Raw genomic sequence first — 21952 nt, 5'->3', positions numbered from 1 at the left:
CTCGCCCGCCTCCGCCCACTCCTGCCGACCTGGACCCTGCGCCGTCGAACCTGACCTCAGCAAGGTCCAGCTCGGCGGACACAGGTCCAGCTCGGCGCGGAGCGCACACGGCAAGGTCCAGCTCGATGCGCACGGCGCGCGGCACGGGCCGGCCCGCTGTCCGGCCACCGGATGACCGAACGCCGAGCACGCGACTCATGTAATCTTCAACTTTCCGCGCCCGGAGACCCGATGGAGGATCCGATGATCCGTGCTCGCCGCCCGCTGACCACCGCCGCACTGCTCGCGGCGACGGCCCTGACCCTGGCGGCGTGCTCCCCCGGGGCCGACGACCCGGGCGGCGAGTCCGGGACCGACGGTGACGGCACGACCGTCACGTTCCGCCTGTGGGACGAGGTCGCCGCCGAGGCGTACGAGACCTCCTTCGAGGAGTTCAGCGCGCAGCACCCCGACATCACGGTCGAGGTCGAGGTCATCCCGTGGGGCGACTACTGGACCCAGCTCCCGCTCGACGTCCAGTCCGGCGACATGGCGGACATCTTCTGGACGAACACCTCCAACTTCGGCACCTACGCCGACAACGGGACACTGCTCGACATCGACGAGACCCTCGGCGAGGACCACGACGAGTGGGAGCAGTCCGTCGTCGACCTCTACACGCGGGACGGCGTCAACTACGGGGTGCCACAGCTGTGGGACTCGATCGCCCTGTTCTACAACGCGGACCTCGTCGAGGAGGCGGGCATCGACGTCGCCGACCTCCAGTGGCGTCCGGACGCCGCCGACGGTGACACCCTCCTCGAGGCCGCCACCGCCCTGACCACCGACGCCGAGGGCCGCCACCCCGGGGACGACGGCTTCGACGCCGACGCCCGCGAGACGTACGGCTTCAACAGCCAGGCCGACCTGCAGGCGATCTACGTCGACTTCCTCGCGCAGAACGGCGCGCAGTTCCAGGACCCCGAGACCGACGGCTTCGCGTTCGACTCCCCCGAGGGCGTCGAGGCGTTCCAGTACCTCGTGGACCTCGTCAACACGCACCAGGTGGCGCCGTCGGCGGCCGACACCAACGTCAACGGCGACTTCTCACGCGACCTGTTCGTCCAGGGCGACCTCGGCCTGTTCCAGTCCGGCCCGTACTCGCTCCCGCACGTCGCGGAGAACGCGGAGTTCGAGTGGGGCCTCGCGCCCATGGTCGCCGGACCCGAGGGGCGCATCGGCGTGGTGCACGGCGTCGCCGCGGTCGGCAACGCGGAGTCCGAGAACCTCGAGGCGACCACCGAGGTGCTGCGCTGGATCGGCTCGGCCGAGGGGCAGGCGCCGCTCGGTGAGACCGGCGCGGCGTTCCCCGGCGCCGTCGACGCCCAGCAGTCCTACATCGACTACTGGTCCGAGCAGGGGGTGGACGTTTCGGTCTTCGTCGACGCCGCCCAGGAGCCGACCGCGCCGTCCCCGGTCGGGGCGCAGATCAACGCCGGCGCCAATGTCATCACGCCGATCTTCCAGGACATGTTCCTCGGTGCCATCCCGGTCGAGGAGGCGCTCGCCCAGGCGCAGGAGGACGGCAACGCGGAGATGGGCATCGAGTAGCCCGTCGGCGCGGCCACCACAGCTCCACTCGCCGGCCCCCCGCCACCCACCACCTGGTGAAAACGCTCCTTCACGCAGTGGTGCGCTCGCTCGTAGCGTGACCCGCACCTCGCCGCGACGACGCGGCATCACTGCGAGGAGGGGCCATGGGCGTCGCACCGTCGGGCGGAGCGCGCAGCGCCGAGCGCGTGCTCGCTCTCTACGAGCACCTGTGCCGCTCCTCGCGCGCCACCGTCTCGGGCGCGGCGTCGGCCTGCGACCTGCCCGTCTCCACCGCGCTGCGCCACCTGCGCACGCTGGAGTCGACCGGGCTCGCGTACCGATCCGCCGACGGGCTGTGGGCACCGGGCGCGAAGGCCATCGAGCTCGCTGCCCGCGTCCTGTCCGGCGATCCGCTCGTCGCGCTCGCGCGTCCCACGATGGAGCGCCTCGGTGAGCAGGTCGGCGAGTCCGTCTACCTCGCGGTCCGCGGCAGGTCCGGCACCGCTCAGTACCTCGACGCCGTCCGCGGCCCGCACCTGCTCCAGTACTCGGGCTGGGTGGGGCAGACGATCCCGCTGGCCACGAGCGCCGCGGGCCGTGCGCTCACCGGCCGCGGCCTGACCGGCGGATACGCGGTCGTCGACGCCGGCGTGGAGGGCGACGTCACCGCGATCGCCGCTCCCGTGCGCGCCGGCGGCCGGTCCATCGCGTCGATGAGCATCGTCGCGCCCAGCGCACGCCTCGACGACGCAGCGGTCCGCCGTGCCGGCCGGCAGCTCGTCAGCGCCACCGGCGAGCTCTCCGCCACCTTGTCCTCCGGCCAGACCCACGAGCCCGACGGCTGAGCGCCGGACCGACCGCACACCACACCGACGTCGCACCCGACGCGCCACCCGACCACGCCCCGCCCCGCCCCATCGACCAGCAAAGGACCCACCTCATGCGCACCACAGCACCCACTCGTCGGCACGCCGGAGTCGCCGGCGTCGCCACGCTCGCCCTCCTCCTCGCGGCCTGCGGCTCGTCGGAGGACTCGGACGACACCGGCGACGAGTCCGGATCGAACGGATCCGGCGGCGGTCTCGACCAGATCACCGTCGGGATGATCCCCATCGCCGACGTGGTCCCCCTCAACATGGCCGTCGAGGAGGGCATCTTCGAGGAGCACGGCCTCGACGTCGAGCTCGTCGCCGCCCAGGGCGGCGCGGCCATCATCCCGGCCGTCATCTCCGGCGAGTTCCAGTTCGGCTACTCCAACGTGGCGTCGCTGCTCATCGCGCACGACACCGGGATCGGCATCGAGGTCGTGTCCAACGGCTCGACGTCGACGAACGAGCCCGGCAACGACGTCACCGAGGTGGCGTCGCTGGACGAGTCGCTGCAGTCGATCGAGGACCTCGAGGGCAGCACCGTCGCCGTCAACGCGCTCAACAACTTCGCCGACATCACGATCCGCGCCTCGATGGAGGCGGCGGGAGCCGATCCCGACACGGTGGAGTTCGTCGAGCTGCCCTACCCGAGCATGCCGGCGGCCCTGGAGGCCGGCGACGTCGACGCCGCGTGGACCACGGAACCGTTCCGCACGGAGATCCTCCAGAACGGCGGCCACATCGTCGCCAGCCCGATGACCGACATGTCCGAGAACTTCGACTCGGCGTTCTACTTCGCCTCCACCGAGCTCGCCGCGGAGGACCCAGACCTGGTCGAGCGGTTCGTCGCCGCGATGCACGAGGCGTTCGAGCTGGCGATGGAGGACGAGGACGCCACCCGTGACGCCATCGTCGAGTTCACCGGCATGGACCCGGACGTCGCGGCGGAGATCGCCATGCCGCAGTTCCTGCCGGAGATCAACAGGGACGGCGTCGAGGCGCTCGCCGAGGCCGCCGTGAGCTACGGCGCGATGTCCGACACGCCCGACTGGGACGCCTTCTACGGCAGCTCCCGCTGACGGACAGGCCGACGCACCCCGGTCCGCATCGCCCGCACCCGCACCTCGGCCCCCGCCCCACCACCGAAGGAGATCCCATGACGTCCGTGGCCCGCCTGCTCGGCGACATCGCCGAGATCGGTCGTGACCCGTCCCGCGGCGGCTACTCGCGACCGGTCTACTCCACCGCGGAGCGCGACCTGCGGTCATGGTTCGTCGGCGAGGCGAGTGCGCGCGGGCTCGACGTGAGCACGGACCGCAACGGGATCATCTGGGCGTGGTGGGGCGAGCCGCGGGACGGGGCGATCGTCACCGGGTCCCACCTCGACTCGGTCCCCGGAGGGGGAGCGTTCGACGGGCCGCTCGGCGTCGCCTCGGCGCTCGCGGCGATCGACGAGCTGCGACGACGCGGTCACACCCCGGGCCGGGGCCTCGCCGTCGCCGTGTTTCCCGAGGAAGAAGGCTCCCGTTTCGGCGTGGCCTGCCTCGGCTCGCGGCTCCTCACCGGGGCGATCGAGCCGGACCGGGCGCGCGGACTCACCGACGCCGACGGGATCTCCTTCGCCGAGGCGAGCGCCGCCGCCGGCATCGACCCGGACCACCTGGGTCCCGACCCGGAGGCGCTGGCCCGGATCGGCACGTTCGTCGAGCTGCACGTCGAGCAGGGCCGCGGGCTGGGCGACGACCCGCTCGGACCTGCGATCGCGGTCGCGACGTCGATCCTCGGGCACGGCCGCTGGCGGCTGTCGATCGCCGGCCAGGGCAACCACGCGGGCACCACGCTCATGGCCGACCGGCACGACCCCATGGTCGCCGCGGCGCGCGTCGTGCTCGCCGCCCGCGAGGCAGCCGCCGCACGCCCTGACGCCCGCGCCACGATCGGTCGCGTCGTCCCGGTACCCGGCGGCACGAACGTCATCGCGTCGCGCGTCGACATGTGGCTCGACGTGCGGCACCCCGACGACGCCATCACCGCCGAGGTCGTCGCCGCGATCTCAGCGGCCGCGCACGCCGCGGCGGCCGAGGAGGGGTGCACCGTCGACGTCGTCGAGGAGTCCCTCAGCGCGACGGTCGACCTGGACCCCGCCCTGGGGCGCGAGCTGGCGGGGCTCCTGCCGGGCGCGGCACGGCTCGCGACCGGCGCGGGTCACGACGCGGGCGTGCTGGCCGCGCACGTCCCGTCCGGGATGCTGTTCGTGCGCAATCCGTCCGGGATCTCGCACGCTCCGCAGGAGCACGCCTCCGACGACGACGCCGAGCGCGGCGGCCTGGCCCTCGCCGACGTCCTGGTCGGCCTGGAGCCGGGAGCGTGACCGTCCCCGCCCCCGGCGAGGCTTCCGTCGTCGCCCCCGGCCTCGTCCGCCTGCCCGGTCCCGTCAACGCCCACAGCCACGCCTTCCACCGCGTGCTCCGCGGCCGGACGCACGCGGGATCGGGCAGCTTCTGGACCTGGCGCGAGCAGATGTACGCCGCGGCGGCCGCCCTGACCCCCACGCGCTACGAACGCCTGGCCACCGCCGTGTTCGCCGAGATGGCCGCTGCCGGCTGGACCGCGGTCGGGGAGTTCCACTATGTCCACCACGCACCGGACGGCACCCCCTACGACGACCACGCGATGGAGCGGGCCCTCGCCCGCGCCGCGCAGGCCGTCGGCATCCGACTCGTCCTCCTGGACACGCTCTACCTCGCCGGCGGCATCGGCCAGCCGCTCGCCCCGGAGCAGACGCGGTTCGGCGACGGCGACGCCCGCCGCTGGCTCGACCGGCTGGACGCCCTGCGACGAGCCCTGGCCGACGAGTCCGACGACCTGGTCACCGTCGGCGGCGCGGTGCACTCGGTGCGCGCCGTGCCCGTGGACGAGCTCGCCGTCGTCGCCGACGGGCTGGACCCCGACCTCCCGCTGCACATCCACCTGTCCGAGCAGCCCGCCGAGAACGCAGACTGTCTCGCCGCCCACGGCCTGACCCCGACCGGGCTGCTCGACTCCCTCGGCCTGCTCGGCCCGCGCCTGTCCGCCGTGCACGCCACGCACCTGAGCGACGACGACATCGCGCTCCTGGGCGGCGCGGGCTCCACGGTCGTCATGTGCCCGACGACGGAGGCCGACCTGGGTGACGGCATCGGTCCCGCCCGGGCACTGGCCGACGCCGGGGCGCACCTCGCGCTCGGTTCGGACCAGCACGCCGTCGTCGACCCCTTCCTCGAGATGCGCGCCCTCGAGCACGGCGAGCGACTCGCGTCCGTCTCCCGAGGCCGCTTCTCCCCCGCGGAGCTGCTGGCCGCCGCCACCGACGGGGGGCGCCGCAGCCTCGCACTGCCGATCGGCGCGGGCTCCCACCGGGGTCGGGAGGGCACCGGGCACCGGAACCACGACGAGGACCACGTCCTCGTCCGCACGACCACCGCCCGCACCGCGGGCTCCCTGCCCGAGCAGCTCCCCCTGACGGCGAGCGCCGCCGACGTGGCGAGCGTCGTCGTCGGGGGGCGTGAGATCGCCCGCGACGGTGCCCACACCACGCTTGGCGACCCCGGCGAGCTCCTCACGGCGTACCTGCACGACCAGGGCTGACCGCCCACCCCGACCTACCAGCCACCCACGGCTCCGCGAAAGGACCACCAGTGACCACCACCGACCGGCCGGCGTTCACCCGGCACGACCCCTCCCGGCAGGTCCGCGCCCCCCGCGGGACCGAGCTGACCGCGCGGAGCTGGCAGACCGAGGCCCCGCTGCGAATGCTGATGAACAACCTCGACCCGGAGGTCGCCGAGCGTCCCGAGGACCTCGTCGTCTACGGCGGCACCGGCCGCGCGGCCCGCTCCTGGGAGGCCTACGACGCGATCGTCGCCGCCCTGACCGACCTCGCCGACGACGAGACGCTGCTCGTCCAGTCCGGCAAGCCCGTCGGCATCTTCCGCACCAACCGGTGGGCGCCGCGCGTCCTGCTCGCCAACTCCAACCTCGTGGGCGACTGGGCGGACTGGGAGACGTTCCGCGAGCTCGAGGCCGAGGGCCTGATGATGTACGGGCAGATGACCGCGGGGTCGTGGATCTACATCGCCACCCAGGGCATCCTTCAGGGCACGTACGAGACCTTCGCGGCGGTCGCGAACAAGCGCTTCGGCGGCACCCTCACCGGCACGCTCACCCTCACCGGCGGCTGCGGCGGCATGGGCGGCGCGCAGCCCCTGTCCGTCACGCTCAACGGAGGGGCGGTGCTCATCGTCGACGTCGACACCACGCGCCTCGAGCGCCGCCGCGCGAAGCGGTACCTCGACGAGGTGGAGACCGACCTCGACGTCGCGCTCGCGAAGGTGGTCGCTGCCAAGGAGGAGCGCCGCGCCCTGTCCGTCGGCCTCGTCGGGAACGCCGCGGACGTGTTCCCCGAGATCCTCCGCCGCCATGTCGCCGGCGAGCTGACGGTCGATGTCGTCACCGACCAGACCTCGGCGCACGACCCGCTGAGCTACCTCCCGCGCGAGGTCGACGTCGAGACGTGGACCGCGGAGGCCGAGGCCGACCCTGCCGGATTCACCAAGAAGTCACGCGAGTCGATGGCCGCGCAGGTCGAGGCGATGGTGGGGTTCCAGGACGCCGGCGCCGAGGTCTTCGACTACGGCAACTCGATCCGCGACGAGGCGCGCAAGGCCGGGTACGAGCGGGCCTTCGAGTTCCCGGGCTTCGTGCCCGCCTACATCCGCCCGCTGTTCTGCGAGGGGCTCGGGCCGTTCCGGTGGGTGGCGCTGTCAGGGGACCCGGCCGACATCGCCGTGACCGACGCCGCGATCAAGGAGCTCTTCCCCGACAACGAGCACCTGCACCGCTGGATCGACGCCGCCGGCGAGTACGTGGAGTTCGAGGGGCTGCCGGCCCGGATCTGCTGGCTCGGGTACGGCGAGCGGCAGCAGGCCGGCCTGCTGTTCAACCGGCTCGTCGCCGAGGGCGCGGTGTCCGCGCCCATCGTCATCGGCCGCGACCACCTCGACTCCGGTTCGGTCGCCTCCCCCTACCGGGAGACCGAGTCCATGCTCGACGGCTCGGACGCCGTCGCCGACTGGCCGCTGCTCAACGCGCTGACGGCGACGAGCTCCGGCGCCACCTGGGTGTCCATCCACCACGGCGGCGGGGTCGGCATCGGCCGCTCGATCCACGCCGGTCAGGTCGGCGTGGCCGACGGGACCGAGCTGGCCGCGGAGAAGCTCGAGCGGCTGCTGACCAACGACCCCGGCATGGGTGTCATCCGGCACGTCGACGCGGGCTACGAGCGCGCCGCCGACGTCGCCCGGGAGCGCGGGGTCCGCATCCCCATGGCGGACCACCCGTGAGCGAGCTCATCACCGGGATCTCCGAGCTGACGACCGTCGATCCGGCGCTCGGCACGATCCGGGACGCGGCGGTCGTCGTCGAGCACGGCCGGTTCGCCTGGGTCGGGCCCGCCTCGGGTGCGCCGGCTGCGGACCGGAGCACCGACGTCGGGGGCCGAGCCGCGCTGCCCGGCTGGGTCGACTCCCACACGCACCTCGTGTTCGACGGCGACCGCTCGGCGGAGTTCCAGGCCCGGATGGCCGGCGAGAGCTACGCCGCGGGCGGCATCCAGGTGACGACCGACGCCACCCGGTCCGCCGACGACGAACGCCTCGCCACGCTGGTCGCGCACCGGGTCGCCGAGGCGGTGGCCGGCGGGACCACGACGATCGAGACGAAGACCGGCTACGGCCTCACCGTCGACGACGAGGAGCGGTCGGCGCGGGTGGCCTCCGCCCTCGTGGACGAGGTCACCTTCCTCGGCGCCCACCTCGTGCCGTCGGGGTGGGCGGCCGAGGACTACGTCGACCTCGTCGTCGGCGACATGCTCGACGCCGTGGCGCCCCACGTGCGGTGGGCCGACGTCTTCTGCGAGACGGGGGCGTTCGACGCCGAGCAGTCGCGGCGCGTGCTCGAGGCCTGCCAGGAGCGAGGTCTCGGCCTGCGTGTCCACGGCAACCAGCTCGGCCACGGCCCCGGCGTGCAGCTCGCGGTCGAGCTCGGGGCGGCGAGCGTCGACCACTGCGCCTTCCTCGACGACGACGACCTCGAGGCGCTCGGCTCCTCGGACACCGTGGCGACCGTGCTGCCCGCCTGCGACCTGTCCACCCGCATGCCGCTGGCACCGGCGCGCGAGATCCTCGACGCCGGAGCCACGCTGGCCATCGCCTCGAACTGCAACCCGGGGACGAGCTACACCTCGTCGATGGCGTTCTGCGTGAGCACCGCCGTGCTGCAGATGGGGCTGTCCATCGAGGAGGCGGTGCGGGCGGCGACGTGGGGCGGAGCGCGGGCGCTGCGCCGCGAGACCGGCGAGGGGCCGGACGGGATCGGCCCGGTCGGCTCGATCGCCGTCGGGCACCGTGCCGACCTGCACGTCCTCACCCACCCGGCGGCGATCCACCTGGCCTACCGCCCCGGCATGCCCGCGACGCACGCGGTCTGGCGGGCAGGGGTCCGGACGGGCTGAGCGGTCCGCGCGAGCTGAGCGGTCCGGCGCAGCCCTCGGGCGCCGGTGCGGCACGGGTCCTGCTCCTGTGCCGTTCCAGCACCGCCTCAGGGCACCTCCTAGCATGGCCGACATGCTCTTCGCCTTCTCCGTGGCTCCCACGGTGTCCGACGCCCCGGACGGCTCCGTCGGCGAGGCCGTGGCACGCGCCGTCGGCATCGTCCGCGACTCGGGTCTGCCCAACGAGACCAGTGCCATGTTCACAAGGATCGTCGATCTAGGACATGGGTCTTTCATCAGGCCCGCAGGAATCTGAGGAGGGAACCGCCATGTTGCTTGCATTCTCCGTTGCCCCGTCCGGAACTGGCCGCGAAGATGGATCAGTCCACGATGCTGTCGCTGCCGCAGTGAAGGTCGTCCGCGACTCCGGTTTGCCCAATAGGACGTCGAGCATGTTTACCGAGGTTGAAGGTACCTGGGACGAGGTCTTCGGCGTGCTGAAGCGTGCTACAGAAGCCGTTGAGCCATTCGGCTCGCGGGTCTCTCTCGTCATCAAGGCTGACATTCGTCCGGGCTACGAGGGCGAGCTGGACGCCAAGGTCGAACGGCTCGAACAGGCGATCTCGGAGTCGGATGAGTAGTAACCGCGCCCGCAGCCGTCCGAGACGGTGATCCTCAACTGGACGTGCTCTCGATGCGATGGGCCTCCTCGTCCCTCATGACGAGGAGGCCCCCGCCTTTCCGGCTCTTCAGAGCTGAGTGTGGGGTGAGGCATCCAGGCCTCCAGCGATGAGCAGCATGCGGAGTCGATGGTGCTCGAAGTTGCGGAACCCGCGGGCGATGCGGCGGCCAAGTTCGATGATCCCGTTGATGGTCTCGGTGCCACCGTTGCTGGCACCACCGGTATCGAAGTACGCCAAGATCGTCTTCTGCCACTTCCGCAGCGTCCTGCCCAGCCGGGCGATCTCCGGGATCGGGCACGTCGGCAAGGCCTCGATCACCCGGGCGGCGAGCCGCTTCCCCCGGGCGAGAGAGTCTCGGAGGAACATGTCACGCACGTCTTGGGCGCGTTGGTAGGCGACCTCGACACTGATGTGATCCTCGTGCGCGACGAACGCCAACTGCAGACGGGCCGGCTGTCTCTCGGTGGGGCGTTCCCGTCTGGCCCGCAGCAGGTTGCGGATGCCGGAGAGCGGATCACCCTCCCGACCCCGATGTCCGGGTGTCTGCTGCTGGATACGCCGACGGACGTCATCGACAGCACTGGTGGCGTATGGGTTCGCCGATATGGGCGGCTGGGTCGGAGGTCAAGCTGAGTACCTGCGGGTGCCCTGGGGTGATTTCCAGCGCCTGCGGCTCCCCGAGGATGCCCGTGAGAAGTAGAACGACTACGTGATGCTCTCCGATGTCTTCCCCACAGGTTGGCACGCCGTGGAGATGTCAGGCCTCACGCCCGGAGAGAGCGTCCTCATCTATGGAGCCGGCCCGGTGGGGCTGATGGCGGCTCTCTCGGCGACCGTCAAGGGAGCCCGGAAGGTGATGGTCGTTGATCGTCATCCTGATCGGCTGCGCCTGGCCGAACAGATCGGGGCCACCGAGATCGATGACTCCAAGGGTGACCCTGTCGTACAGGTGATGGAGCACACCAAGGGTGTGGGGGCTGACCGAGGGGCTGAGTGTGTCGGCTACCGGGCCCACGATGTCCAGGGCAATGAGGATAACGCGGCGACCTTGAATGCCCTGGTCTCCTCCGTGCGGTTCACAGGAGGAATCGGCACCGTCGGGGTGTTTATCCCGGAGGCTCCAGGAGCCCCAGATGAGCTTGCTCAGGAGGGGAAAGCGCGGTTCGACTTCGGCAATTTCTGGTTCAAAGGCCAGCAGATGGGATGTGGACAGGCCCCGGTCAAGCGTTATAACCGGCACCTTCGCGATCTCATCGCCGCCGATAAGGTCACGCCCTCGTGGATCGTGTCCCACAATCTCCCGCCCCGGACTTCTACGCACACTTCGACGCCCGCGAGGACGGGTGGACCTAAGTGGTGCTCAACCCCACCTCCTCCTATAGACTGACGCGGGACGTGGAAGCTTGAGTGTCCACTCGAGGAGTGGGACAGCAAGAGAACTTCAAGGCCGCCGGTCGACGTGTGCTCTCGCCTGACATGAACCGGGGTCGCTTCCCTGGTGCCTGAAATCAGCTGAAGCACTCTGGGGTGAGGAATCGAGACTCTGAGAAGCCGGTAGGAGCACGCGAACTGACAACGCAGAAGGAGTCGACTTTTGATGACTCACAAGAGTGAACCCATCGGGGCGACGCAAAGCCCGACGGGGGAGATAGTGGTCGGGGTGGTGGCCGATCCGGTCGCCACCACCCTGACAGTCGCGAAGCATCTCGAACGGGAACTGCCTGGCCTACTCGCCGAGCAGCTCTCTGACGGTCACTGGAGAGTGGAGGTGCACCGAGAGAGGTTGCCTCCCAGTGACGAGAAGCGGTTCGAGATGATGGACCTGGCAGTCGAGCGTAAGCGGGAACATGGCTGGGACCTCGCGGTATGCGTGACCGACCTCCCACTGATGATCGACCGGCGCCCCGTCGTCGCTGACGCCGACCACAGTCGGAACGTGGCGGTGGTTTCACTGCCGGCCTTCGGGGCCATGAGCCTACGAAGGCGAGTTTCAGAGGTGGTGACACAGCTCATTGGGGACATGCGCGGCGGGACCACTCCGAAGGACGGGTCCCAGGCGCATCGGCGGTCACGGGTCCCGGCTCTGGGCGGCGCCTTCGAGCGGACGACCCCAGACCAAGACGGGGTCGACGTCCGTATCTTCGCGAACCGCGGGCGTCTGCGGCTGCTCGTGGGAATGGTCCGGGATAATCGTCCGTGGCGGCTGGTCTCCGGTCTCCGAGGGGCGTTGGTGGGAGCGTTCGCGTTCAGCGCGTTCTATCTGTTGAACACCACGCTGTGGGAACTCGCACTCACCATGGCAGCGTGGCAGCTGGTCGCCGTCGTCGTTGCCTCGATTACGGCGATGATCACTTGGCTCATCGTCTATCACCGCCTCTGGGAACGAGCCAAAGATCTGCCGCCGCAGGAACGTGAGCGAACGGTGCTGTTCAACGCGTCGACTGTCTTGACCCTCGCTATTGGGCTGACGTGCGGCTATGCGGGGCTGTTCGTCCTGAACCTGACTGCCGCGCTGATCGTTTTCACTCCGGAGGTGTTCAGCCAGTACGCCGGAGACGAATACGGACTGGGCGAGTATCTACTGGTGACCCTGTTCGCGACCGCCGCTGCGACGATCGCGGGTGCGATTGGGTCTGGCTTCGAAAGTGAAGAGTCGGTGCACGAGGCCGCCTATAGCTACCGGGAGCGCGCACGGCGCGAGGCGCTGCGCCGCTCACGCAGCGCAGAGAACAACGACAGCGCGGTCCACGACGCGGCGCAGAACGACGACACATCTCGTGCAGAGGACTCCGATGCAGGCCCGGACCACTGAGGAGCCAATAGGTCGTTGGCGGATGGTGGGGCTCAAGTTCTTGGCGTACGTAAGCCCTGCCCGAATGAATTCCCGCTGAGGGATCCCTCAACGAGCTACTACTTTCGTTTTTGGTACGACATAGAAGCGATCACCATAGCCATACCCGCAACGCTGATAAGGGACTGCCGCACGGATAGGCGACAGTTGGGGTGTCAGGCCGCGAGGGCGGCCGGGTTCATGATGGTTTCGTATTCGATGGGGGTCAATCGGCTCAGGCGGGCCTGTCGGCGGCGTCGGTGGTAGGTCCTCTCGATCCAGGTGATGATGGCGGTCCGGAGCTCTTCTCGGGTCCGCCAGTGCTTGCGATCCAGGAAGCTTTCCTGGCTCTTCCCAGATGAGGGTGTAGGTCGGCCGGGCGCGTCGGTCCGCAGGTAGACGTCGAGGTCTCCCGACGATGGAGGTTCCTACGCCATCCATCCGAAAGACCTCGACGTGACCGACGCTACCCCGCCGGCCGGTTTCGGGGCTCTTCCGGATTGAGGGTGTAGACGGCCTGGCGCGGTGGTGAGCGAGGTGCCGGCGTGTCAGCGTCCAGATAGGGGTCGAGGTCTTCCGATGATGGGGGTTCTCACGCCACCCACCGGGAAGACCTCGACGTGCCTGACGCTACCTTCGCCCGCCCTGATCTGACCACGTTCGCTCGTCTGGACGAGCTCGGCTTGGAGGTCGTCGGCCAGCGCATCGAGCCTGGTCGGGCGGTCCTGGCCTGCCGGGTCGTCGAACCGGACAGCTGGTGCCGGCGGTGCGGGTGCGAGGGCGTCGCGCGGGACACCGTCACGCGCGAGCTCGCTCACGAGCCGCTGGGGTGGCGTCCCACGACGCTGGAGGTGAGGGTGCGTCGGTACCGGTGCACGGGCTGCGGGCACGTGTGGCGTCAGGACACGACCGCCGCGGCCGAGCCGCGCGCGCGGCTCTCCCGCCGCGGGTTGCGGTGGGCGCTGGAAGGGATCGTGTGCCAGCACTTGAGTGTCGCTCGTGTCGCCGAGGGGCTGGGGGTCTCGTGGAACACCGCCAACGCCGCGGTCCTGACCGAAGGACGCCGCGTCCTCATCGATGATCCGACCCGGTTCGACGGCGTCAGCGCCATCGGTGTCGACGAGCATGTCTGGCGCCACACCCGCCGCGGCGACAGGTTCGTGACCGTGATCATCGACCTCACCGCTGTTCGCGAGGGGACCGGCCCGTCCCGGCTGCTGGACATGGTCCAGGGCCGCTCGAAACACGCCTTCAAGCAGTGGCTCGCGGGCCGGCCGCAGGACTGGCGCGACGGGGTCGAGATCGTCGCGATGGACGGCTTCACCGGGTTCAAGACCGCCGCCGCCGAAGAGCTGCCCGACGCGGTCGCCATCATGGATCCTTTTCACCTGGTCCGCCTCGCTGGCGACGCGCTCGATGACTGCCGGCGCCGTGTCCAGCAGGACACCTGCGGGCACCGGGGCCGCAAGGGCGATCCGCTCTACGCCGCCCGCCGGACCCTGCACACCGGCGCCGACCTGCTCACCGAGAAGCAGTCCCAGCGCCTGGAGGGCCTGTTCGACGGCGACACCCACGTAGCGGTCGAGGCCGCCTGGGCCGTCTACCAGCGCATGATCGCCGCCTACCGCGTCCCCGACCGCGCACATGGTCGCCAGCTCATGGCCCAGCTCATCGACTCCGTCAGCTCCACCGTGCCAGCCGCCCTGACCGAGCTGCGCAAGCTGGGCAGGACCCTGAAGCGCCGCGCCGCCGACGTGCTCGCCTACTTCGACCGGCCCGGCACGTCCAACGGCCCCACCGAGGCCATGAACGGCAGGCTCGAGCACCTGCGCGGCTCGGCCCTCGGCTTCCGCAACCTGACCAACTACATCGCCCGATCACTACTCGAGACGGGCGGATTCCGACCCCAACTACACCCTCGAATGTGAAGAGCCAGGAATCACCCATGAACACCCTCGGCCTGAATCGCCATCGGCTCACTCGTCATCGCCGGGCGGTCCTCCCGGAGTGCCGAACGCTCCGCGAACTCTGCAGAGACACAGACACAGACACAGCTCGCAGCGGATGCTGCCCACGAGGCACGCCTCCCTCGTCTGTGGGTGGATATCCCGGGCAACAAGGACGAGCCGACGGCCTTCAAGCTCTACATCGGCAACACGGGCGACACCACCGCTCACGACACCCGTTTCTCGATCGAACCACCGATCGTCCCTGGTAGGTCGATGAAAGAGGGCCCGGACCGAGCAGCCCGGGCGGGAGCGGCTGGAAATGCCGCCCTCCCCCCTGGACGCACCATTTCCTGGATGCTCGGCTGGCCCCCCAGCCGGCTGGGCTATCTCCAACGCGGCCCATCGCGGCCACACAGCAGCACCGTCAATCACATGCATGCGGTGGGGTCAGGCGAGCTGAAGGTCTGTGAGGCACGTGGCCCCGTCGTCGGTGGTGGAGAAGTCCGCCGTTCCCGTCAAGCCGTCATAGGTGATCTCGATGGTTCCTTCGACGTCGCGCGGTAACCAGAAGCCTGCGAAGCCGTTGTCGAAGGTGGTCATCTCGTCGTTTACGAGCTCTTCACCGCTTGCCTGGTCCAGGATCCGCACCTGGATGTCCTGGCCGGTGAGCTCCCCCTGGCAGGTGGTCAGGCTGTGGTAGTAGCAGTCGTGCGTCTGGTTCACGTACGGGGCCACGGAGAGGTAGAACAGGTCGTCAGGCATGTCCAGGGCGAAGTCCTGCTGCCCGTCGGAGAACAGCAGTTCCTCCGACCGGATGGATGCCATGTAGCTGGTGGGGCGTTCTTGACCGCCCAGGCGGTCAAGATGGTCGATCATCTCCGGGACTTCCATCCCGTCCAGGCCGTGGGCGGCGAGAAACCCTTCTTCAGCGCCCTCCACGGACTGCTCGTCGCTGGTGTCTGCGGTCGAGCAGCCAGCCAGGATCAGTACCAACGCCGGGATCGTTGCGGCAAGTCTCTTCACGCTTCTTCTCCTGTCCGACGGTGCTGGCTGCCAGGACCGGACGGCTTCATGTCCTGGGGGGCCGGCACATGGTAGGCAACCGTTGCCCAGGTGGATCTGGGTATTTCGTCCCGGGCTCGAGCATGTCTCATCCGGGAGTGCCGAAGGATCTGCGTCAGCACAAGCGGTGCCCGGTCATACCAGGGTCTGAAAGTTGGCGACCAGGCCCTGGAGGTACCCCGAGAGCCAGCTCCACACCCCGGTGACCATGGCGAGTCCGAGGAGCACGAGCAAGCCTCCGCCAAGTCGTTGGAAGAGGAGACGGTGGCGGCGCAGGAGATCCAGCGCCCGGCGCGAGCGGGACAGCAGCATCGCCCCAGCGACGAACGGGATACCGAGGCCGAGGCTGTAGGCCAGCACGAGGACGCCGCCGCGGGCGGGGTCGGCTTCGCTGAACGCCAGGCTCAGGACGGCGGCCAAGGTCGGTCCCATGCACGGCGCCCATCCCAGCCCGAAGACGACGCCGAGCAGTGGGGCTCCCCAGATCCCTTGACGCGGGGCCAGGCGCAAGCGTCGGTCGCTCTGCAGCATGGGGATGTACCCCATGAATGCCAGCCCCATGAGCACGACGAGCGCGCCAAGGATTCGCGTGATCGTCTCCACCCACGGGGCCAGCAGGATCCCGAGCCAGGCGAACACCACGCCGAGCAGCACGAACACAGCGGTGAAGCCGGCAACGAACAGCAGCGCACCGGCGAGCAGCCGCCCGTCGCGCACCTTCGTGCGTTGCGTCCCTCCGCCGTGCCCGCCAGGCGCCGTCGCTCCGGCCATTCCGCTGAGATAGCCGACGTAGCCAGGCAGTAGGGGCAGCACGCAGGGAGAGGCGAAGGAGATGAAGCCGGCGATCAGCGCGACCGGGAGTGCGGCGAGCATCGGCCCGGTGAGAACCGTGCTGGCAAAGGTAGACCCGAGCTGGTCCCAGAGCATCGCTGTCAGGCCTCCTCGGCGAGGGTGTCGTCGATGAGGCCGCGCAGAACGGTCGGATCGATCTGTCCCATGACGCGCGCGGCCACCCACCCCTGCCGGTCCAGGACCACGGTGGTGGGCATGGCCTGGAGCGGCACAAGCCCCTGGAAGGCGGCGACTGCGGCAGCTCCGCTGTCGTGCACAGAGGGGTAGGGGACCTCGAAGGTCCGCTCAAAGGCTTGAGCGGTCGCGACGTCGTCGCGCGGATTGACTCCCAGCATCTCTACACCCTGGGGGGCATAGTCCTGGTGGATCGCCGCCAGATCGTCGGCTTCAGCCCGGCACGGCGGGCAGGCCGCATACCAGAAATTCACCACCACCACCTCACCGCGCATGTCGTTCACGTCGACCTCCGCACCGTCGTACGTCACCCCGACCAGGTCGATGGAGGCCTGACGCTGCTCGGGCTCCCATAGCTCCAGCGACCCGTCACCCGAGACGTAACCCGTATCAATGCTGAGGTCCGAGTTGGCACCGGGTGCCGAGGCGCAGCCTGCCAGTGCCATCACCGATGCCACGCCGGCCGCAACAAGCCACCGGTCCACCGAGCCTCGACGCCTGTTGTTGGACTTCACGCCTTTCACCCTTCAAGAGCCCTTGGGGGCTCACGTGCCGCTGCCTACACGGGGCCGGTCGTCAGACCGTCCGACCTCGTAGTTCTACAACTTCTCCTACGTGCGTTACTCAGAAGTCTTTTTCGCGCATGGATGCCGATGGGGGCTGGATCCCATCCGGTGTGCGCGAAAGTTGCCAATTGGACCCGCGCTTCCAACGCCACACCATAAGCCCGGTCCAAACGTTGGTGACCTGCACCGCCCGCCCGGTGAGACTCCATGAAGAGTTGATGAAGATTCGCCGCAAACACTGGCATCGATCCCTCACCTCTGGTCGCGCACGGCTAGCGTCGACGCGGCGCCGAGCACGCGGGTGGGCAACTCTGCCAGCAAACCTAATGAGCGGGCCGGCCGATGATGCTTTTCTTGCCGCCCGTCCTGCTAGCCCGGCGCCCCAACTCGAATGATCTGGAGAAAAAGGAACCATGAAATTGAGGACCCTGCTTACCACGGTTGCGGGCGGAACCGTTCTGGCATTGACGCTCGCCGCGTGCGGCAACGGTGACCAAGATGCAGCGACTTCCGCTGCGGCCGAGGAGGAGAGCTCGGAGACGACAACAGAGAGCACGCTGCAGCCGGAGGTATCCGACATGCACAACGAAGCCGACGTGAACTTTGCCCAGATGATGATCGTCCATCACGAGGGCGCCATCGAGATGGCTGACGTAGCGGTGGAACGTGCCGGTAGTCAGGAGGTGCGCACGCTCGCTGAAGGGATCTCCGCAGCCCAGGGGCCGGAGATCACACAGATGACCTCCTGGCTGGAGGCCTGGGGCGAGGAGACCTCTCCGGCCGGTGACGGCGGCATGGACCACGGCGGCATGGAGATGGAAGGGCTGACCCAGGAGGAAGCCATGGTCGAGCTGGAGTCGGTGCCGGACGCCGAGTTCGAACTCCGCTTCCTGGAACTGATGATCGCGCACCATCGCGGCGCGGTGGACATGGCCGAGACCGAACTGGACGACGGTGAGAACCCCGAAGCGCTCGCCCTCGCCCAGACGATGATCGACGACCAGCAAGCGGAGATCACCGAGATGGAAGACATGCTCGAGAGTCGTTGATGCCCAACGGACCCGGGGCAGCACTCATGAGGGCTCGCTCGAGGCTGAGACCCAGCCGCACGGCCACGCGCCGAGAGCCCCGCCACACGATTCCCCCACCTGGTACGGGGCCGCCTCGCGGCGTCAGGGGAAGTTCTGCAGTGCGCCGGATGTCAACCGCGGGACGTGAGCCTGCGCACATGTCCTCGACCCCTAGAAGGTCACGCTTTACTATCGCTCAGGTTACGTTCCGATAACGAGGAGTCCTCCCGACGTGTTTGCACCCCCGCGCGGCCGCCACGCACGGCACCGCACCCTTGCCCCCCGGGTCGCCACCGCGCTCCTGACGGTCGCCGCGGCGACGTCGGTCGCCACGAGTGCCCAGGCCACCGACACCTCCGGCGCAGTACGCACCGTCACCCCGAGCATCCGCACCGACGTCGGCTGGCAGAACCAGGTGGCCAACGCGATCGCCGCCCAGACCAACGCCTACCGCGCGGCCAACGGGCTGTCCCAGCTCACGCGCAGCGGCTCGATCGACTCGGTCGCCCAGTCGTGGTCCAACCACCAGGCGAGCATCGGCTCGATGGTCCACCGCGGCGACTACGGAGCCTCGGCCGTCCCCGGCGGCTCCTCCGGCACCTCCGAGATCCTGTCCTGGGGCATGTACCCCGACCACGGGGCGGACTACTTCATGAGCCAGTGGCGCAACTCGCCGGTGCACAACAGCATCCTGCTCACCGGTTCGTACACGCACTTCGGCGTCGGCGTGGCCGTCTCGGCCGACGGTCGCGTCTTCGCGACGCAGAACTTCGCGACCTACCCGGGCGGCGGCCCGGGCGGCTCCACGCCCGCTCCCGCCGAGCCCGCGCCGGCGGAGCCTGCTCCCGAGCCGGAGCCGGAGCCGCAGGCCGAGCCGCAGCCGGATGCACAGGCCGAGGCCCAGGCGCAGGCCGAGGCCCAGGCCGCACGGACCGACGACGCAGCCTCGCGCGACACCGCCCGCACGGAGCCGGAGCCCGAGCCGGTCCGCCCGCCCGGGACCCCGCGCTTCCTGCTGTCGGACGAGCTCGCCGGCGACGCCGTGCACAACTTCCTCTACGGCGTCGAGGGCGACGAGATCTTCGTCGGCGACTGGGACGGCGACGGCACCGACACGATCACGGTGCGCCGCGGCAACGAGCTGCACGTCTCGGACACCCTGGGTACCGGCCCGGCGGAGCGCGTCGTCGAGCTCGGGGCTGGCGAGGGCCACGAGATCGTTCAGGGCGATTTCGACGGCGACGGCACCGACACGTTCGCGGTGCGTCACGGCAACGTCCTGCACATCATCAACGACCTCGACAACCCGGGCGAGATCGAGCTGGCCGCCTTCGGCGCCGACGGCGACACGCTCCTCGTCGGCGACTGGGACGGCGACGGCACCGACACGTTCGGCGTCCGCCGAGGCACCGACGTCGTCTACACGAACGACCCGACCGGCGCGAGCGTCGACGGCGAGTTCTCCCTCGGCGAGGCGACCGACCTCGTCCTCGTGGGCGACTGGGACGGTGACGGCGCGGACAGCCTCGCCCTCCAGCGCGGCGCCGACTTCTTCGTCAGCAACGAGAACGCGGACGGCGCCGAGGTCGAGGAGACCCGGTACGGCCGCGACGGCGACACCGCCGTCTTCGGCGACTTCGACGGCGACGGTTCGGACAGCCTCGGCGTCGTCCGCATCGAGCAGACCCGCTGACCCGGCCCCCCCGGCTGCATCAGCACGACCCGACGGGGTCACCGGTCCCACCCTGGACCGGTGACCCCGTCGCCGTCCGGCCCGGACCAGCCAGCCGCGTGAACGACGTCGGTCGATCTGATCGACGGGGTGCTACCCGGCGATTCGCACGATCGCGGACGGGTGAGCCACCGGGAGGCGATGCTCTTGCTTCACGATGACGCCGTGGCTCCGCACGCTTCCCCTGACGCGAATCTGCCGCGAGTTCTCGTCGTGGACGACGAGGCGCCATTGGCGCGACTGGTAGCGAGCTACCTGGAACGTGACGGCTTCGAGGTCGAGGTCACCGGCGACGGGAACGACGCGGTCGAGCTCGCGCGGCGATGGCACCCCGGCGTGATCGTCCTCGACCTGGGCCTCCCGGGCATCGACGGCATCGAGATCTGCGGGATCGTGCGCACCTTCTCCGACTGTTACATCATCATGCTCACCGCCCGCGTGGAAGAGATCGACAAGCTCCTCGGTCTGTCGGTGGGGGCCGATGACTACATGACCAAGCCGTTCAGCCCGCGGGAGCTCGTCGCCCGGGTGCGGGCGATGCTGCGCCGCCCGCGCCTAGACTCGGGCGACACCCGTCGCTCGGCGTCGTTCGGGCCGCTGACGGTGGACGTCGTAGGCCGGGAGGTGTTCCTCGCCGAGCATCCGGTGGAACTGACCCGCACGGAGTTCGACGTCCTGTCCGCGCTCGCGACACGCCCACACATGGCTTTTTCCCGGCGCGAACTGATCGAGGCGGTGTGGGGGCCGGGCTGGGGCGGCGACGAGCACCTCGTCGACGTACATGTCGGACATCTCCGGCAGAAGCTCGGTGACAAGGCGTCCGCGCCGAAGTTCATCCGGACAGTTCGTGGGATCGGTTACCGGATGGGGCCGGGATGGTGAGCAGCGGCCGGCCGAGGTCATGGGGGTTGGGTGCTCGGCTGCTTGCGGCGATCGTGGCGGTCATCCTCGTGGCAGCGGGCACTGCGTGGGTTGTCGCCGCGGCCATCGGGCCGGTGATCTTCCACGACCACATGCTCATGGCCGAGCCGGCGGAATCGGATGTCGTCGCCCACGCCGAGCAGGCCTTCACCACTGCGTCGACGCTGGCCCTCTCCCTTGCTCTGCTCGCCGGCCTCCTGACATCGGTCGTGGTGAGCGTCCTCGTCACCCGGCGGATCGCCAGGTCGTTGGAACGGGTGCGGCACGCGGCAGCCAAGGTAGCGAACGGGGACTACGAGGCCCGTGTCCCCGAGGTGCACATGGGGTCCGAGTTCGACGATCTCGCGGCGGCTTTCAACACCATGGCCACCGATCTGGGGCAGATCGAACAGACACGCACGCGGATGCTCGGGGATCTGGCCCACGAGATGCGCACCCCTGTGGCAACGCTGGACGGCTATCTCGAGGGCATGATCGACGGCGTTGTCCAGGTGGACGAACCGACCTTGGGCATGCTGCGCGAGCAGGCCGGTCGGCTCTCCCGCCTGGCACATGACATCACCCTGGTCACCGCGGCCGGCGAGGGACGGTTGAGCATGCGACAGGAACTACTGGTCGTCGGGGACCTCCTCGACGATGCCTGGGCCCAGGCGCGGGCAGGGTATGCGGACAAAGGTGTCCACCTGCACCTCAGCGGCACCGACAGCGACCGACGCACCACCATCGTGGCCGACCGTGACCGGCTCGGACAGGTGCTGACGAACCTCCTCGACAACGCGTTACGACACACACCCGGTCACGGGCGGGTGGAGCTGGGCGTCCAACGCGACGTGCCCGTCCTCCGGTTGTGGGTCAAGGACAACGGCGACGGAATCACCGCTGAGCACCTGCCGCACATCTTCGAACGCTTCTACCGGGCCGACGCCGCCCGCGACCGCGCACACGGCGGATCAGGGATCGGGCTCGCCATCGTCCGATCCATCGTCGAAGCCCATAGCGGCACCGTGACCGTGACCAACCCCGGCCCGGGCGCCCTGTTCACCATCGACCTGCCTATGAACCACCCTCAGCCCGCGTAGGGCACAGTGGGAAACGTTCAGACGGCTCGACAGTGCGCGGCACTGAGCGGTACAGAGGGCAACT

Annotated in this window: 19 protein-coding genes and 3 pseudogenes; 17 read left to right on the top strand and 5 right to left on the bottom strand. The window is 69.6% G+C overall.

The genetic code is table 11. The annotated features are described in order from the left end of the window. Positions 1-243 precede the first annotated feature (243 nt). From AC24HA_RS02290 to AC24HA_RS02250, 9 genes are all read left to right on the top strand, one after another. Entirely contained in the window at positions 244-1590 is a 1347-nt protein-coding gene (locus AC24HA_RS02290; protein WP_425710175.1) for an ABC transporter substrate-binding protein, read from the top strand. Positions 1591-1736: 146 nt separating this feature from the next. Further along, on the top strand, positions 1737-2417 hold the full coding sequence (locus AC24HA_RS02285; protein ID WP_425710176.1) for an IclR family transcriptional regulator: 681 nt from the start codon (positions 1737-1739) through the stop codon (positions 2415-2417). Positions 2418-2512: 95 nt separating this feature from the next. Further along, a complete protein-coding gene (locus AC24HA_RS02280; protein WP_425710177.1) occupies positions 2513-3520 on the top strand; it encodes an ABC transporter substrate-binding protein in 1008 nt (335 codons plus the stop codon). 77 nt (positions 3521-3597) lie between these two features. Beyond that, positions 3598-4812, top strand: a complete 1215-nt coding sequence (locus AC24HA_RS02275; RefSeq protein WP_425710178.1) for an allantoate amidohydrolase — start codon at positions 3598-3600, stop codon at positions 4810-4812. Next, positions 4809-6068, top strand: a complete 1260-nt coding sequence (locus AC24HA_RS02270) for a formimidoylglutamate deiminase (RefSeq protein WP_425710179.1) — start codon at positions 4809-4811, stop codon at positions 6066-6068. The genes AC24HA_RS02275 and AC24HA_RS02270 overlap by 4 nt, the downstream gene beginning before the upstream one ends. Before the next feature lie 50 nt (positions 6069-6118). Then, complete coding sequence (hutU, locus tag AC24HA_RS02265) at positions 6119-7822, top strand: urocanate hydratase (RefSeq protein WP_425710180.1); 1704 nt, start codon at positions 6119-6121, stop codon at positions 7820-7822. Further along, a complete protein-coding gene (gene hutI / locus AC24HA_RS02260; protein ID WP_425710181.1) occupies positions 7819-8991 on the top strand; it encodes an imidazolonepropionase in 1173 nt (390 codons plus the stop codon). The genes hutU and hutI overlap by 4 nt, the downstream gene beginning before the upstream one ends. A 112-nt stretch (positions 8992-9103) precedes the next feature. Continuing rightward, positions 9104-9286 (top strand): thiamine-binding protein, encoded by a 183-nt coding sequence (locus tag AC24HA_RS02255; RefSeq protein WP_425710182.1) that lies wholly within the window; start codon positions 9104-9106, stop codon positions 9284-9286. Positions 9287-9299: 13 nt separating this feature from the next. Further along, complete coding sequence (locus tag AC24HA_RS02250; protein ID WP_463648950.1) at positions 9300-9611, top strand: thiamine-binding protein; 312 nt, start codon at positions 9300-9302, stop codon at positions 9609-9611. A 108-nt stretch (positions 9612-9719) separates the two neighbouring features. Here AC24HA_RS02250 and AC24HA_RS02245 read toward each other — a convergent pair. Beyond that, positions 9720-10235 (bottom strand): annotated as a pseudogene (locus AC24HA_RS02245) (ISL3 family transposase); the annotation flags it as partial. Here AC24HA_RS02245 and AC24HA_RS02240 point away from each other — a divergent pair. Together AC24HA_RS02240 and AC24HA_RS02235 are read left to right on the top strand one after the other, a co-directional pair. Then, positions 10231-11006, top strand: a pseudogene (locus AC24HA_RS02240) (zinc-binding dehydrogenase); the annotation flags it as partial. The pseudogenes AC24HA_RS02245 and AC24HA_RS02240 sit on opposite strands and share 5 nt — an antisense overlap. Positions 11007-11247: 241 nt before the next feature. Continuing rightward, positions 11248-12465 carry a hypothetical protein gene (locus AC24HA_RS02235; RefSeq protein WP_463648949.1) on the top strand — a complete coding sequence of 406 codons (1218 nt, stop codon included), beginning with the start codon at positions 11248-11250 and terminating at the stop codon, positions 12463-12465. Between the two features lie 194 nt (positions 12466-12659). Here the strand turns inward: AC24HA_RS02235 and AC24HA_RS02230 are convergent. Further along, a pseudogene (locus tag AC24HA_RS02230) lies at positions 12660-12830 on the bottom strand (IS3 family transposase); the annotation flags it as partial. Between the two features lie 273 nt (positions 12831-13103). Here AC24HA_RS02230 and AC24HA_RS02225 point away from each other — a divergent pair. Beyond that, positions 13104-14411 carry an ISL3 family transposase gene (locus AC24HA_RS02225; protein ID WP_463648948.1) on the top strand — a complete coding sequence of 436 codons (1308 nt, stop codon included), beginning with the start codon at positions 13104-13106 and terminating at the stop codon, positions 14409-14411. A gap of 36 nt (positions 14412-14447) precedes the next feature. Next, a complete protein-coding gene (locus AC24HA_RS02220) occupies positions 14448-14996 on the top strand; it encodes a hypothetical protein (RefSeq protein WP_487563601.1) in 549 nt (182 codons plus the stop codon). Here the strand turns inward: AC24HA_RS02220 and AC24HA_RS02215 are convergent. From AC24HA_RS02215 to AC24HA_RS02205, 3 genes are all read right to left on the bottom strand, one after another. Then, on the bottom strand, positions 14880-15455 hold the full coding sequence (locus tag AC24HA_RS02215) for a CueP family metal-binding protein (RefSeq protein WP_463649350.1): 576 nt from the start codon (positions 15453-15455) through the stop codon (positions 14880-14882). The genes AC24HA_RS02220 and AC24HA_RS02215 overlap by 117 nt on opposite strands. A gap of 174 nt (positions 15456-15629) precedes the next feature. Continuing rightward, complete coding sequence (locus AC24HA_RS02210) at positions 15630-16421, bottom strand: cytochrome c biogenesis CcdA family protein (RefSeq protein ID WP_425710223.1); 792 nt, start codon at positions 16419-16421, stop codon at positions 15630-15632. Positions 16422-16426: 5 nt separating this feature from the next. Beyond that, the gene (locus AC24HA_RS02205; protein ID WP_425710222.1) at positions 16427-17035 is read right to left on the bottom strand and encodes a TlpA family protein disulfide reductase; all 609 of its coding nucleotides are present in this window, start codon (positions 17033-17035) and stop codon (positions 16427-16429) included. 464 nt (positions 17036-17499) lie between these two features. Between AC24HA_RS02205 and AC24HA_RS02200 the strand changes: the two genes are divergently transcribed. The 4 genes from AC24HA_RS02200 (at position 17500) to AC24HA_RS02185 (ending at position 21888) form a co-directional block, all read left to right on the top strand. Next, positions 17500-18135, top strand: a complete 636-nt coding sequence (locus tag AC24HA_RS02200) for a DUF305 domain-containing protein (RefSeq protein WP_425710221.1) — start codon at positions 17500-17502, stop codon at positions 18133-18135. A 253-nt stretch (positions 18136-18388) separates the two neighbouring features. Next, the gene (locus AC24HA_RS02195) at positions 18389-19849 is read left to right on the top strand and encodes a CAP domain-containing protein (protein WP_425710220.1); all 1461 of its coding nucleotides are present in this window, start codon (positions 18389-18391) and stop codon (positions 19847-19849) included. Positions 19850-20029: 180 nt separating this feature from the next. Continuing rightward, positions 20030-20770 carry a response regulator gene (locus AC24HA_RS02190; RefSeq protein WP_425710224.1) on the top strand — a complete coding sequence of 247 codons (741 nt, stop codon included), beginning with the start codon at positions 20030-20032 and terminating at the stop codon, positions 20768-20770. Beyond that, positions 20764-21888, top strand: a complete 1125-nt coding sequence (locus AC24HA_RS02185) for a sensor histidine kinase (protein WP_425710219.1) — start codon at positions 20764-20766, stop codon at positions 21886-21888. Before AC24HA_RS02190 ends, AC24HA_RS02185 begins: the two co-directional genes overlap by 7 nt. Positions 21889-21952 lie beyond the last annotated feature (64 nt).

It is taken from the genome of Georgenia sp. Z1491, assembly GCF_057652395.1.
This window is presented reverse-complemented; position numbering and strand designations above follow the sequence as displayed.

What these genes read in the sequence shown, in the direction of transcription:
- AC24HA_RS02290 (WP_425710175.1), top strand. Translation starts at nt 244, where the DNA reads ATGATCCGTGCTCGCCGCCCGCTGACCACCGCCGCACTGCTCGCGGCG.
- AC24HA_RS02285 (WP_425710176.1), top strand. Translation starts at nt 1,737, where the DNA reads ATGGGCGTCGCACCGTCGGGCGGAGCGCGCAGCGCCGAGCGCGTGCTC.
- AC24HA_RS02280 (WP_425710177.1), top strand. Translation starts at nt 2,513, where the DNA reads ATGCGCACCACAGCACCCACTCGTCGGCACGCCGGAGTCGCCGGCGTC.
- AC24HA_RS02275 (WP_425710178.1), top strand. Translation starts at nt 3,598, where the DNA reads ATGACGTCCGTGGCCCGCCTGCTCGGCGACATCGCCGAGATCGGTCGT.
- AC24HA_RS02255 (WP_425710182.1), top strand. Translation starts at nt 9,104, where the DNA reads ATGCTCTTCGCCTTCTCCGTGGCTCCCACGGTGTCCGACGCCCCGGAC.
- AC24HA_RS02250 (WP_463648950.1), top strand. Translation starts at nt 9,300, where the DNA reads ATGTTGCTTGCATTCTCCGTTGCCCCGTCCGGAACTGGCCGCGAAGAT.
- AC24HA_RS02210 (WP_425710223.1), bottom strand. Translation starts at nt 16,421, where the DNA reads ATGCTCTGGGACCAGCTCGGGTCTACCTTTGCCAGCACGGTTCTCACC.
- AC24HA_RS02200 (WP_425710221.1), top strand. Translation starts at nt 17,500, where the DNA reads ATGAAATTGAGGACCCTGCTTACCACGGTTGCGGGCGGAACCGTTCTG.
- AC24HA_RS02190 (WP_425710224.1), top strand. Translation starts at nt 20,030, where the DNA reads ATGCTCTTGCTTCACGATGACGCCGTGGCTCCGCACGCTTCCCCTGAC.
- AC24HA_RS02185 (WP_425710219.1), top strand. Translation starts at nt 20,764, where the DNA reads ATGGTGAGCAGCGGCCGGCCGAGGTCATGGGGGTTGGGTGCTCGGCTG.